Source organism: Pseudomonas sp. RIT-To-2 (genome assembly GCF_029623465.1).
Lineage (GTDB): Bacteria > Pseudomonadota > Gammaproteobacteria > Pseudomonadales > Pseudomonadaceae > Aquipseudomonas > Aquipseudomonas silvicola.
The window spans coordinates 13,871-26,721 of sequence record NZ_JAPYKM010000005.1; the positions used below are offsets into that span (position 1 = coordinate 13,871).

A 12,851-nucleotide genomic window follows, 5' to 3' on the forward strand; every position below is an offset into this window, starting at 1 on the left:
ATGTCCGGAACATTGACGACAAAGGGACAAGGTTATCATGCGCACTGCAAAACGCTTGTTGCTGGCCACCCTGCTGGTTGCCTGTCCGATGGCCGTGATGGCCGCGGACGATGCACCCACGGGTGATCCGGATGTCACCATTCGCCAGGAAGGCGACAAAACTATCCAGGAATACCGGCAGAATGGTTTCCTGTATGCAATCAAGGTCACCCCGAAACACGGCAAACCGTATTTTCTGGTTCGCGCCGACGGCACCGATGCCAATTACATTCGGTCCGATCAGCCGGACATGCTGATTCCGGCATGGAAGATCTTCGAATGGAAATGACTCAACCTTAACTTCAACCGGGCACCCCCGCAGGGGTGCCAGTATGGGCAACTTTTCATGTCAGTGTTTACACCCCTGTCGCGGCCTGAGCTTGAAACCTTTCTCGCACCCTATGGCCTGGGCCGTCTGCGCGATTTCCAGGGAATTGCCGCCGGAACCGAGAACAGCAATTTCTTCATCAGCCTGGAACAGGGCGAGTTTGTCCTGACACTGGTAGAACGCGGTTCCATGCAGGACCTGCCCTATTTCGTCGAACTGCTGGACGTGCTGCACGAAGCCGACCTGCCCGTTCCGTACGCCCTGCGTACCACCGACGGCGTGGCCCTGCGCGAGCTGGCAGGCAAGCCGGCGCTGCTGCAACCTCGGCTGCCGGGCAAGCACATCAAGGAACCCAACAACCAGCACTGCGTGCAGATGGGCGAGCTGATCAGCCATATTCACCTGGCCACCCGCGACCACGTGCTGGAACGCAAGACCGACCGCGGCCTGGATTGGATGCTGGAAGAAGGCGAACGCCAGATCGGCCAACTGGGCAGCGACGCCGCTGCGCTGCTGCGCGCGGCGCTGGACGAGATCGGCGCGCACAAGGCGCAGATCCTGGCCCTGCCGCGAGCCAACCTGCACGCCGACCTGTTCCGCGATAACGCGATGTTCGAGGGCACACACCTGACCGGTGTGATCGACTTCTACAACGCCTGCTCGGGCCCGATGCTGTACGACCTGGCCATCAGCCTGAATGACTGGTGCTCGGACGAAGCCGGGGCACTGGACGCGCCGCGGGCGCGGGCGATGCTGGGTGCCTATGCGGCGCTCCGGCCGTTCACGGCGGCCGAGGCAGAACTGTGGCCGGTGATGCTGCGAGTGGCGTGCGTGCGCTTCTGGCTGTCACGGCTGGTGGCAGCCCAGGCGTTCGCCGGCATGGACGTGCTGATCCACGACCCAGCCGAGTTCGAACGCCGCCTGGCGTTGCGCCAGAAGGTCAGCCTGGCGCTGCCGTTCGCGTTGTGACAGCGGCGCCTGGGACGCAGCCTTGGGCTCAGAGCTGTTCCAGGCAGCCGGCGAGGTCGTTGCCCAGCTTTTCCATCAGTTGCTCGTAGCCTTGTGGCGTGGCGTCGGCGAAGCCGCCCAGGCCGTCCAGTTCGGCCAGGCGCACCGGTAGGCCGGCGGTCAGGGTTTCGGCCAGGCGCGGGCGGGCAGGTGGCTCGCTGAACACGCAGGACTTGCCGGCTTCCTGCAGCCGAGCGCGCATGGCCGCAACGTGCTGGGCACCCGGCTGCACTTCGGCGGCAACGCTGAATACCCCGGCATGCTTGACGCCAAACTCGTCTTCGAAATAATCGAAGCCCTCGTGGAACACGAAGAACGGCTTGCCGGCAATGCCCGCCAGGCGTGTTTTCAAACGTGCATCCAGCGCGTCCAGGCGGCCATCAAACGCCTGCAGGTTGCCAGCGTAACGTGGTGCGTTGGCCGGGTCGGCCTTGGCCAGGTCGGCGGCCATGCGCGCGGCGATCACTCGGGCATTGAAGGTCGACAACCACAGGTGCGAATCCAGGCTGCCAGGGCGGTGGTCATGGTCGTGCTCGTCCGGGTCGGCCTCTTCATGGGACTGGCTGTCGGCGGTGAAGTGGCGCAATTTCAGCCCGGCCAGGTCCTGGACAGTCACGGTCGGCTTGCTGCGGGTCTTCACAACCTTGGGCAGGAACGCCTCCATGTCAGGGCCGATCCAGTACAGCAAATCGGCATCACCCACGCGGCGCACGTCAGAAGGGCGCAAGGCGTAGTGGTGCGGCGAAGCGCCGGGTGGCAGCAATACCTCAGGGCTGCCAACGCCATCCTGTACCGCTGCGGCAATCAGCTGCAGGGGCTTGATGCTGGTGAGCACGCGAACCTCGGCCTGAGCGGCTGGTATCACGATGGCGGCGAGGCAAAAAGCGACAAAATGAGCAAATTTCCGGGACACAATGACCACTCGACTCGGTGAGAACAGGTAATATAATAACGTCTCTTGCTGATATCGTCGTCGCCCATGCCCACTACTCCGCTGGCCAACCGCCCCCACGACCATTCCCACTGCGTACACAGCGCACTGTCGGAAGCCGATGCCCTGTGCGCACGCATGGGCCTGCGCCTGACTGCCCTGCGCCGCCGCGTGCTGGAACTGGTATGGCAAAGCCACAAGCCGCTGGGCGCCTACGATATCCTTGCCGTGCTCAGCGACCAGGACGGCCGCCGCGCCGCACCTCCCACGGTGTATCGCGCGCTGGATTTCCTGTTGGAAAATGGCCTGGTGCACCGCATTGCCTCGCTCAACGCCTTCATCGGTTGCAACCACCCCGAGCACGCGCACCAGGGCCAGTTCCTGATCTGCCGTGAATGCCATGTGGCCCTGGAGCTGGAGCAACCGGCCATCAGCCAGGCCATCGTCCAGAGCGCCGCAGACGTTGGCTTCAAGGTCGAAGGCCAGACAGTGGAAGTGGTCGGCCTTTGCTCGGCCTGCCAGGCCGCCTGATGAGCGATGCCCTGATCCGCCTGGACCAGGTGACGGTCACTTTTGCCGGCCAGAACGTGCTGGACAACATCCAGCTGAGCGTGCGCAGCGGCGAAATCGTCACCCTGATCGGCCCCAACGGCGCCGGCAAGACCACCCTGGTGCGGTCCGTGCTGGGCTTGCTCAAGCCTGATAGCGGCCTGGTGTGGCGCAAACCGAAACTGCGCATTGGCTACATGCCGCAAAAGCTGCATGTGGACCCGACCCTGCCGCTGTCGGTACTGCGCTTCCTGCGCCTGGTGCCAGGTGTCGACCGCCCGCGGGCGATGGCAGCCCTGGCCGAAGTAGGTGCCGAGCAAGTCATCGACAGCCCGGTGCAGGCCATCTCCGGCGGCGAAATGCAGCGCGTGCTGCTGGCTCGCGCGCTGTTGCGCGAACCTGAACTGCTGGTGCTGGACGAGCCGGTGCAGGGCGTCGATGTGGCCGGCCAGGCTGAGCTATATGCCCTGATCACTCGCCTGCGCGACCGCCACGGCTGTGGCGTATTGATGGTTTCCCACGACCTGCACCTGGTGATGAGCACCACCGACCAGGTGGTGTGCCTGAACCACCATGTGTGCTGTTCCGGCCACCCCGAGCAGGTCAGTGGCGACCCGGCGTTCGTCGAGCTGTTCGGCGACCACGCACCGAGCCTGGCGGTATATCACCACCACCACGACCATGCCCATGGCCTGCATGGCGAAGTGGTCGCGGAAAACGCTGAACATTCCCATCCCCCCCACGTACATGGAGACAGCTGCAAGCATGGCTGATTTTCTGCTTTACGCCTTGCTCGCCGGCTTGTCCCTGGCGGTGGTAGCCGGCCCCCTGGGGTCCTTCGTGGTGTGGCGGCGCATGGCCTATTTCGGCGATACTCTGTCCCATGCCGCGCTGCTCGGCGTGGCCCTGGGCTTCGTGCTGGACGTCAGCCCGGCGCTGGCAGTGACCGTCGGCTGCCTGCTGCTGGCGATTTTGCTGGTGACCCTGCAACAGCGCCAGCCACTGGCTTCAGATACATTGCTGGGCATCCTGGCACCCAGCACACTGTCCCTGGGCCTGGTGGTGCTGAGTTTCATGCACGACGTGCGCATCGACCTGATGAGCTACCTGTTCGGTGACCTGCTGGCCATCAGCCCCACCGACCTTGCCTGGATCCTGGGTGGCAGCGCGGCGGTCATGGCGCTGGTGCTTGCCTTGTGGCGGCCATTGCTGGCGGTGACGGTGCACGAGGAACTGGCCCGTGTCGAAGGCTTGCCGGTCGCGGGCCTGCGCATGACCCTGATGCTGTTGATCGCCATTGTCATTGCCGTGGCCATGAAGATCGTCGGCGTGTTATTGATCACCTCGTTGCTGATCATTCCCGCGGCTGCGGCCCAGCGCCACGCCAAATCCCCTGAGCAGATGGCCCTGGGGGCCAGTATCCTGGGGGTTATCGCGGTGTGCGGCGGCCTGGCCCTGTCGTGGTTCAAGGACACGCCGGCCGGCCCGTCGATCGTCGTCTGCGCCGCTACACTGTTCCTGATGAGCTTTGCACTGCCCCGTCGTTGAGGGTGGTGATCTGTCACAGGTTATTCTCGTGTCACCCGCCAGGGTGTAGACTTGGCCGCTTTTTGCGCAAATAGAGAGTCGCAGGAATGAAGCCGTTCGCCTCCCGTTATCTGCTCCTTGTCGCATTTTCGCTCATCTTGGGCGCTTGCCAGAGCCATGCACCGGAACCTGCCGCGCCACCTGCGGTGCCGGATGCCTTTCTGCAGTTGCAACAGAATATCGACAGCGGCGAACTGGCCACTGCCGAAGACCAGTTGGGCACCCTGCAGAAGCAGAGCCCCGACGACCCGCGTCTGGAGCCTTACCAGCGCCAGTTGGCCGAGGCCTACCTGCAGCGCAGCCAGATCGTGCTGCAGAAAGGTGACGTCAACGCCGCGGCCACCGCCCTGGCCCGTGCCCGTGCGCTGATGCCCAAGGCCCCGGCCTTGACGGGTGGCGCCAATGGCCCGATCCGCCAGGCCCGCAAGGCCGAACTGGACAAGGCCGAGGCCGCGTTGCAGGCAGCAGAAGCCAAGCCGGCGGCCAAGGTCATCGACCCGACAGCCGAAAGCACGCCGGTGGCGTTGAACATCACCGAAAGCAGGGCTTTGCAGCGCCAACTGGATGACATTGCCACCGACGTGGTGAATTACCAGTGTGATGTGATCGTTGTGGTGCCACGTACCCAGGACTGGCCGTGGCTGCAGACGTTGCTGACCAAACGGGTCAACAAGCTCAAGCCAGGCTTTGAATGGAGGCTCGAGCACAAGATCGTGCGCAACCAGCCTGCGCAGATGGTGCTGACCCCACGCAAGCAATAATTGCAGGACCGGGAAGCCCGGTCCTGCAAACGTTGCGCAGGCGCTGCTTCAGGCAGGGATAGCCTTGGCCTTCGGCTCGCGGTCCCATACGCGGTGCTTGGCGATCGCTGCGAAGAACGCCTTGTGCGAAGTGGCGTCGTCACCCACGATCAACCCTGCATCCACATCCAGCTTGAGTGCATCGATCAGGCTCTTGGCCTCGCTGTTCACACCGATAGCCTTGAGGTGCTTGTAAGCTTCAAGCAAGTAGTGCAGCGCCACGCCGTTGCCGCTCAAGGCCTGCACCGACGCCTTGCCACCCGGCACCCACACCGCGTCGAACGCCACCGATGGCAGCCCTTCGGCCGATGCATCGACGGCGAGGGTCTTGCCGTCCGCCGTTTTCACCGGTGCCGAGGTTGGCCCCAGGATCTTGGCGTGGGCCCACTCGGCCTCCAGCGCCTTCTTCAGCGCGTCCACCTGGGCGCCATCAACGCCATCAGCCACCAGCACGGCCACCTTGCGGCCTTTGATATCGCCGGCCAGCAAGTTCAACTGGCTGAGCGCCGGGGACTCCTTCAGCGACAGCTCCGGTACTTGCACGGTACCGGCCTTTGGCGCCGGCAGGCCAAGGTTGGCTGCCACGCGGCTGGCCAGATCCAGGTCGATGTTGGCCAGGATCTCGTTCACCTGACGGGCGCGGATGTGCTCACGCTCCACCTTGCCCAGCTCAAAGCTGTAGGCCGCGATGACGTGCTCCTGCTCGGGCTTGCTGAGGCTGTGGAAGAACAGCCGCGCCTGGGAGAAGTGGTCGGCGAACGACTCGCTGCGCTGGCGCACCTTGTGTGCCTCGATGCGTTCCGGATAGGTCTCGAAACCACCGTCCTGAGCCGCGGCCGGGGTTTCTTTCGGCCAGCCACCATCAATGGAGTTGGGCTCGTAGGAAGCCCGGCCCTTGTCGATGGTGGTGCGGTGCTGGGCGTCGCGCTGGCCGTTGTGGTTAGGCGCCACGGGGCGGTTGATCGGGATCTCGTGGAAGTTCGGTCCGCCCAGGCGGCTGATCTGTGTGTCGGTATAGGAAAACAGCCGCCCCTGGAGCAGGGGGTCGTTGGAGAAGTCGATGCCGGGCACGATGTGGCCAGGGCAGAACGCGACCTGCTCGGTCTCGGCGAAATAGTTGTCCGGGTTGCGGTTGAGCACCATCTTGCCCAGCGGTGTCACCGGTACCAGCTCTTCCGGAATGATCTTGGTGGGGTCGAGCAAGTCGAACTCGAACTTGTGCTCATCTTCTTCGGCGACGATCTGCACACCCAGTTCCCATTCGGGGTAGTCGCCAGTCTCGATAGCTTCCCACAGGTCACGGCGGTGGTAGTCGGTGTCCTTGCCCGCCAGCTTCTGCGCTTCGTCCCACACCAGCGAGCACACGCCCGCCTTGGGTTTCCAGTGGAACTTGACGAAGGTCGACTTACCTTCGGCGTTGATCAGCCGGAAGGTGTGGATGCCGAAGCCTTGCATGGTGCGCAGGCTTTTCGGAATGGCGCGGTCGGACATGGTCCAGATCACCATGTGCGCCGACTCGGGCACCAGCGAGACGAAGTCCCAGAAGGTGTCGTGGGCCGAACCGCCGGTAGGGATCTCGTTGTGCGGCTCGGGCTTCACCGCGTGCACAAAGTCCGGAAACTTGATGGCATCCTGAATGAAAAACACCGGCATGTTGTTGCCAACCAGGTCGAAATTGCCTTCATCGGTGTAGAACTTGACCGCAAAGCCGCGAACGTCGCGGACAGTATCACCGGAGCCGCGTGGCCCTTGCACCGTGGAGAAACGCACGAATACCGGCGTCTGCTTGGCCGGATCCTGCAGGAAGCCCGCCTTGGTCAGGTCGGCATGGGCTTCATACGTCTGGAAGTAGCCGTGGGCACCGGTGCCGCGGGCGTGGACGATGCGCTCCGGGATACGCTCATGGTCAAAATGCGTGATCTTCTCGCGCATGATGAAGTCTTCGAGCAGCGAAGGCCCGCGGGCACCCACTTTCAGGGTGTTCTGATTGTCGCTGATTTTCACGCCCTGGTTGGTACGTAGCGCCTGCTCGGTGGCATCACTGCGAAACGCTTCCAGGCTGTCGAGCTTGGCGTTGGTATTGGCGCGGTCAGGGGTGTCGGTACCGGCCAGCTGGCTTTTACCGTTGGTAGGCTTGGTCTTCTTCATCTGTCCTGGACTCCTCATCTGCAGCCGCACCTTGCGTGCGGTCCGCTTGGCGAAAATCCCCGTCACGGGTAGGGATAATGGCGATACCTAGGTAATGACTGATGCCTCATGCCGCCGTTCCGTTTATTTGGAGACCTTTGATCGTCTTATTGCCAAATGAAAGGATGTTTACGAAATAAATGCTAAGTCTCTCTATACGGACACGCTAAAATGCGCGACCGGCTAACCGCTGATCCCCATTCCATGCGCCCCACAAGGTTCGCTACGTGATCGAGTTCCAAAATGTCCATAAAACCTACCGCGTCAACGGTAGGGAAATCCCCGCGCTGCACCCCACCAACCTGAGCGTCGAGAACGGTCAGGTATTCGGCCTGATTGGCCATTCCGGTGCGGGCAAAAGCACCCTGCTGCGCCTCATCAACCGTCTTGAAGCACCTACCGGTGGCAAGATCATTGTTGACGGCGAAGACGTCACCGCGTTCGACGCCAACAGCCTGCGGCGTTTCCGCCAGCAGGTCGGCATGATCTTCCAGCACTTCAATTTGCTGGCGTCCAAGACCGTGGCCGACAACGTCGCGTTGCCGCTGCGCCTGGCCGGTGAGTTGAGCAGCGCGGAAATCAACAAGCGTGTCGCTGCGCTGCTGGAGCGGGTCGGCCTGTCTGACCATGCCAGGAAATATCCGGCGCAGCTGTCAGGGGGCCAGAAACAGCGCGTGGGCATCGCCCGCGCTTTGTCGACCAACCCCAAGGTGCTGCTGTGCGACGAGGCCACCAGTGCCCTCGACCCGCAGACCACGGCATCGGTACTGCAACTGCTGGCCGAGATCAACCGCGAGCTGAAACTGACCATCGTCCTGATCACCCACGAGATGGACGTGATCCGCCGGGTCTGCGACCAGGTCGCGGTGATGGACGCAGGCGTCATCGTGGAGCAGGGCGCGGTAGCCGATGTGTTCCTTCACCCGCAACACCCGACCACCAAGCGCTTTGTCCAGGAAGACGAAGAGGTGGACGAGAATGACCAGCGTGCCGACTTCGCTCATGTGCCAGGCCGCATCGTGCGCCTGACCTTCCAGGGTGAGTCCACCTACGCGCCGTTGCTGGGCACCGTTGCCCGCGAGACCGGCGTGGACTACAGCATTCTGGCTGGCCGCATCGACCGCATCAAAGACACGCCTTACGGGCAACTGACCCTGGCCATCACCGGTGGCGACATGGACGCTGCCTTTGCCCGCTTCACCTCTGCAGACGTTCATATGGAGGTGCTGCGCTAATGGACTTCCTCAACTACTTCGCCAACGTCGACTGGTCCGAGATTCTCGAAGCCACCAACGACACCATGGTCATGCTCGGCGCTTCGCTGATCTTCACCGTGCTGCTGGGCTTGCCACTGGGCGTGCTGCTGTTCATCTGCGGCCCGCGCCAACTGTTCGAGAACAAGGGCCTGTATGCGCTGCTGGCGTTCTGCGTGAACGTGCTGCGCTCGCTGCCGTTCATCATTTTGCTGATCGTGCTGATTCCGGTCACCGTACTGATCACCGGTACCTCGCTCGGTGTGGCCGGTGCCATTCCACCCTTGGTCATCGGTACCACGCCATTCTTCGCGCGCCTGGTGGAAACCGCCCTGCGTGAGGTGGACCGCGGCATCATCGAGGCCACCCAGTCCATGGGCGCCACCCCACGGCAGATCATCATGAACGCCCTGCTGCCCGAAGCCCTGCCGGGCATCATCGCGGCGATTACCGTCACAGCGATTACACTGGTGTCCTACACGGCCATGGCTGGCGTGGTCGGCGCTGGCGGCCTGGGTGACCTGGCGATCCGTTTCGGCTACCAGCGTTTCCAGACTGATGTGATGATCGTCACCGTGGTAATCCTGGTGGTGCTGGTTCAAGTGCTGCAAACCATCGGCGACAAGCTGGTGGTGCACTTCTCCCGCAAGTAAGTCTCTATAACAAATTGATGGACCGTGGCGACGCCACGGCACCGGGGCCCGCCGGGCCCCCACAAGGAGCTCAGAATGAAAAGACTGCTGGCGGCCTTCGCCGCCGTGGCCGCCCTGTCGGCCCACGCCAACGACACCCTGACCGTGGCCGCCACCGCCGTGCCCCACGCCGAAATCCTCGAATTCGTGAAGCCGCAACTGGCCAAGGAAGGCGTGGACCTGAACGTGAAGGTGTTCACCGACTACATCCAGCCGAACGTACAGGTGGCCGAGAAGCGCCTGGACGCCAACTTCTTCCAGCACCAGCCGTACCTGGATGAGTTCAACAAGGGCAAGGGCACCAACCTGGTGGCCGTGACCGGCGTGCACCTGGAGCCGCTGGGCGCGTACTCCAGCAAGTGGAAGAAGCTCGCCGACATTCCGGGTGGTGCCAACGTGGTCATCCCCAACGACGCGACCAACGGCGGCCGCGCACTGTTGCTGCTGCAAAAGGTCGGCCTGATCAAACTCAAGGACGCCAATGACATCCTGTCCACGCCCAAGGACATCGTCGAGAACAGCAAGGACCTGAAAATCCGCGAACTGGAAGCCGCCACCCTGCCCCGCGTGCTGACCCAGGTCGACCTGGCGCTGATCAACACCAACTATGCGTTGGAAGCCAAGCTGGACCCGTCCAAGGACGCCCTGGCCATCGAAGGCAATGACTCGCCTTACGTGAACATCCTGGTAGCGCGCCCGGACAACAAGGACTCGCCAGCCATGCAGAAACTGGCGGCGGCGCTGCACAGCCCTGAGGTGAAGGCGTTCATCCAGGACAAATACAAGGGCGCCATCCTGCCTGCGTTCTAACCTCCGACGCCGCCTCCGGTCGCTGCTATACCCCCGCAGCGGCCGCCAGGCCGCGTCAAAGCGCTGCAGTCAATCGCGCTGCACCAGCGCTGGCAACTGCGCCACCAGTTTCTGCCCGTTCAAGGGTGCCCGCACAAACCCCCTCTGCGTACCATCCGGCCCCAGCAACGCCAGGTTGCCGCTGTGCTGCACGATGTAGTTCGGCTGGCTGGTGTCCGCCGGGATATAGGGCATGCTCAAGCCATTGGCCAGTTTCTGCAGGCTGTCACCATCGCCGGTGAAACCACGAAAATCCTTGTCGAAGTAACCCAGGTACTGCTTGAGTTGCGGCGGTGTGTCCCGGTTCGGGTCGACGCTGACCAGCACCACCTGCAAGCGCGCCGCTACTGCTGGGGCGAGTTCGCTTTTGACCTGGCGCAACTGCGCCAGGGTGGTGGGGCAAATATCCGGACAAAAGGTGTAACCGAAGAACAGCATCGACCACTTGCCCTTCAGTTCGTCTAGCTGCACTGGCTTGCCGTCCTGATCGGTCATGGTCACCGCGGGGACGCTGCGGTGTTCGGGCAGCAGGATGATGCCGGCGTCGATGAAGGCAGTGTTGGCGCCTTCGCGGTTGTCCTGCAGCACGCGGTGCACGGTCAGGCCGATGATCACCGCGACGACGGCGGCCAGGATGAAGACGGTTTTCTGTACGCGGGTCATAGGCTCAGCAACAGGTAGTGGTCGACAAGCAGGGCGACGAACAGCAGCAACAGGTACCAGATGGAGTACTTGAACAGGCTCATGGCCGCATGCGGATGGCTGCCACGGTACAACACCACAGCCCATTGCAGGAAGCGCGCGCCCAGCGCCAACGCGCACACCAGGTAGAGCAGGCCGCTCATGCGGATCAGGTAGGGCAGTAACGTGGCCACCAGCATGATCCCGGTGTACAGCAGGATGTGCACCTTGGTGTAGTACACGCCGTGAGTGACCGGCAGCATGGGAATTTCAGCGCGGGCGTACTCTTCCCGCCTATGAATGGCCAGCGCCCAGAAGTGCGGCGGGGTCCAGGCGAAAATGATCAGCACCAGCAGCAGGGGCTCCGGCCCCATGTGGCCGGTGACCGCCACCCAGCCGAGCAGTGGCGGCGCGGCGCCAGCCAGGCCGCCGATGACGATGTTCTGCGGCGTGGCACGCTTGAGAAAGCCTGTGTAGATGACCGCGTAGCCCAACAACGAGGCCAGGGTAAGCCAGGCACACAGTGGGTTGGTGAACACCAGCAATATGACCATGCCGCCCACCGCCAGCACCGCGGCAAATGCCAATGCCGCCGCAGGGCCCACACGACCCTCGGCCACCGGGCGCTTGTGGGTGCGGGCCATCAGCGCATCGATGCGCCGGTCCACCACATGGTTGATCACCGCGGCGCCGCCGGCACACAGGGCGATGCCCAGGTTGCCAAACACCAGTACGGTCCACGGCACACCCGCGCGGGTGGCCAGGAACATACCCACCAGGGACGTCATCAGCATCAGCACGACCACCTTGGGTTTCGTCAGCTCCAGGTAGTCGCGCCAGCCGGCCTGGGCGTGGTCGCCCGTTGCCGTCGTCATTACTCTCTCCTTGTATTCATTTACCTGACCAGAGCACCGGCAGATGAGGGCGCCAATGGCGGCGCGCAACCGCTGAACGGGGGGCAGGCACGGCGCGAAGGCGGTAATTGACCCCCACCAGGGTCATTAACAGTATGGCCCCCCCGGCGTTATGGGCCACCGCCACGACCAGCGGAAGGTGCAACACCACATTGCTGACGCCCAGCATGACCTGCAGGCCAAGCGCCGCCGCCACGGCCAGCGCCAGGCGGCCATGGCCCTCGGCACGCAGGCGCCAGGCCAGGCCAAGCAGTACCAGGCTGAGCAGGCAGGCACCGGCACGGTGGGTGAGGTGAATGGCCGTGCGTGCTTCGCTATCCAAATGCCCGCCCAGGTAGTTTGGGCCGATGTGCTGGGTAAGGTGGAAGGCGTTGGCGAAATCCGCGTCAGGCAGCCATCGTCCCTGGCACAGGGGAAAATCGGTGCAGGCCATGGCGGCATAATTGGCGCTGACCCAGCCGCCCAGGGCGATCTGGCCGATCACCAGCACCAGGCTCACCAGCGCCCACCGTCGTAACTTCGACGATATGCCCGGCAGTGGCGCCAATGCCCCGGACAACCGCAGGCTCAACAGCAACAGCAGGCTCAGTGTAGTAAACCCACCCAACAGGTGAGTGGTGACCACTTGGGGCCACAGCTTGAGCGTCACTGTCCACATGCCGAATGCCGCTTGGGCGACAATGACGCCCAGCAATATCAAGGGCAGCCTGAAAGGCTCGCCGTCGCGCCCATGGCGACGCCAGGCCTGCATGCCCAATAGGCCCACCAGCAGCGCCAGGCTGCCAGCGCAATAGCGGTGCACCATCTCGCTCCAGCCTTTTTGTGCTTGCACCGGGTGCTCGGGAAAATGCGCCTGAGCGTGGGCCAATTGCGCTTCGGAACTGGGCACGGCAATGAAGCCGTAGCAACCGGGCCAGTCGGGACAGCCAAGCCCCGCATGAGTGAGGCGGGTGTAGGCACCGAGCAAGACCACAAGCAGGGCAAGCACGGTGGCCAACAACGCGAGGCGATATCCAGGTTTGGCCATGGTCAG

14 protein-coding genes are annotated in these 12,851 nt (G+C 63.2%); 9 read left to right on the forward strand and 5 right to left on the reverse strand.

The window, feature by feature from the left end; genetic code table 11:
- Positions 1-37: 37 nt before the first annotated feature.
- Positions 38-328, forward strand: coding sequence for a DUF2782 domain-containing protein (locus QBK88_RS05990; protein WP_277961335.1), 291 nt, complete (start codon positions 38-40; stop codon positions 326-328).
- 57 nt (positions 329-385) lie between these two features.
- Complete coding sequence (locus QBK88_RS05995; RefSeq protein ID WP_277961336.1) at positions 386-1,336, forward strand: homoserine kinase; 951 nt, start codon at positions 386-388, stop codon at positions 1,334-1,336.
- A 28-nt stretch (positions 1,337-1,364) separates the two neighbouring features.
- On the opposite strand, the gene QBK88_RS06000 is transcribed toward QBK88_RS05995, so the two are convergent.
- On the reverse strand, positions 1,365-2,297 hold the full coding sequence (locus QBK88_RS06000; protein WP_277961337.1) for a metal ABC transporter solute-binding protein, Zn/Mn family: 933 nt from the start codon (positions 2,295-2,297) through the stop codon (positions 1,365-1,367).
- 57 nt (positions 2,298-2,354) lie between these two features.
- Between QBK88_RS06000 and zur the strand changes: the two genes are divergently transcribed.
- From zur to QBK88_RS06020, 4 genes are all read left to right on the forward strand, one after another.
- On the forward strand, positions 2,355-2,837 hold the full coding sequence (zur, locus tag QBK88_RS06005) for a zinc uptake transcriptional repressor Zur (RefSeq protein ID WP_268146624.1): 483 nt from the start codon (positions 2,355-2,357) through the stop codon (positions 2,835-2,837).
- Positions 2,837-3,628 (forward strand): zinc ABC transporter ATP-binding protein ZnuC, encoded by a 792-nt coding sequence (gene znuC, locus QBK88_RS06010; RefSeq protein ID WP_277961338.1) that lies wholly within the window; start codon positions 2,837-2,839, stop codon positions 3,626-3,628. Before zur ends, znuC begins: the two co-directional genes overlap by 1 nt.
- Positions 3,621-4,403: a zinc ABC transporter permease subunit ZnuB gene (znuB, locus tag QBK88_RS06015; protein ID WP_268146627.1), complete on the forward strand. Its 783-nt coding sequence runs from the start codon at positions 3,621-3,623 to the stop codon at positions 4,401-4,403. The genes znuC and znuB overlap by 8 nt, the downstream gene beginning before the upstream one ends.
- Before the next feature lie 86 nt (positions 4,404-4,489).
- Positions 4,490-5,203: a PA5502 family lipoprotein gene (locus QBK88_RS06020; RefSeq protein WP_277961339.1), complete on the forward strand. Its 714-nt coding sequence runs from the start codon at positions 4,490-4,492 to the stop codon at positions 5,201-5,203.
- A gap of 48 nt (positions 5,204-5,251) precedes the next feature.
- Here QBK88_RS06020 and katE read toward each other — a convergent pair whose 3' ends face one another.
- Positions 5,252-7,390: a catalase HPII gene (gene katE / locus QBK88_RS06025; RefSeq protein ID WP_277961340.1), complete on the reverse strand. Its 2,139-nt coding sequence runs from the start codon at positions 7,388-7,390 to the stop codon at positions 5,252-5,254.
- A 266-nt stretch (positions 7,391-7,656) separates the two neighbouring features.
- Here katE and QBK88_RS06030 point away from each other — a divergent pair, with 266 nt between their 5' ends.
- The 3 genes from QBK88_RS06030 (at position 7,657) to QBK88_RS06040 (ending at position 10,184) form a co-directional block, all read left to right on the forward strand.
- Entirely contained in the window at positions 7,657-8,664 is a 1,008-nt protein-coding gene (locus tag QBK88_RS06030) for a methionine ABC transporter ATP-binding protein (RefSeq protein ID WP_277961341.1), read from the forward strand.
- The gene (locus tag QBK88_RS06035; protein ID WP_158153072.1) at positions 8,664-9,335 is read left to right on the forward strand and encodes a methionine ABC transporter permease; all 672 of its coding nucleotides are present in this window, start codon (positions 8,664-8,666) and stop codon (positions 9,333-9,335) included. Before QBK88_RS06030 ends, QBK88_RS06035 begins: the two co-directional genes overlap by 1 nt.
- Before the next feature lie 75 nt (positions 9,336-9,410).
- On the forward strand, positions 9,411-10,184 hold the full coding sequence (locus QBK88_RS06040; RefSeq protein WP_277961342.1) for a MetQ/NlpA family ABC transporter substrate-binding protein: 774 nt from the start codon (positions 9,411-9,413) through the stop codon (positions 10,182-10,184).
- Between the two features lie 69 nt (positions 10,185-10,253).
- Here QBK88_RS06040 and QBK88_RS06045 read toward each other — a convergent pair whose 3' ends face one another.
- Genes QBK88_RS06045 through QBK88_RS06055 form a run of 3 tightly spaced genes read right to left on the reverse strand, consistent with a single transcriptional unit; the run spans position 10,254 to position 12,845 of the window.
- Positions 10,254-10,886, reverse strand: a complete 633-nt coding sequence (locus QBK88_RS06045) for an SCO family protein (RefSeq protein WP_277961343.1) — start codon at positions 10,884-10,886, stop codon at positions 10,254-10,256.
- Entirely contained in the window at positions 10,883-11,779 is an 897-nt protein-coding gene (cyoE, locus tag QBK88_RS06050; protein WP_158153069.1) for a heme o synthase, read from the reverse strand. Before cyoE ends, QBK88_RS06045 begins: the two co-directional genes overlap by 4 nt.
- 16 nt (positions 11,780-11,795) lie before the next feature.
- Positions 11,796-12,845, reverse strand: coding sequence for a COX15/CtaA family protein (locus QBK88_RS06055; protein ID WP_445764899.1), 1,050 nt, complete (start codon positions 12,843-12,845; stop codon positions 11,796-11,798).
- Positions 12,846-12,851: the final 6 nt, after the last annotated feature.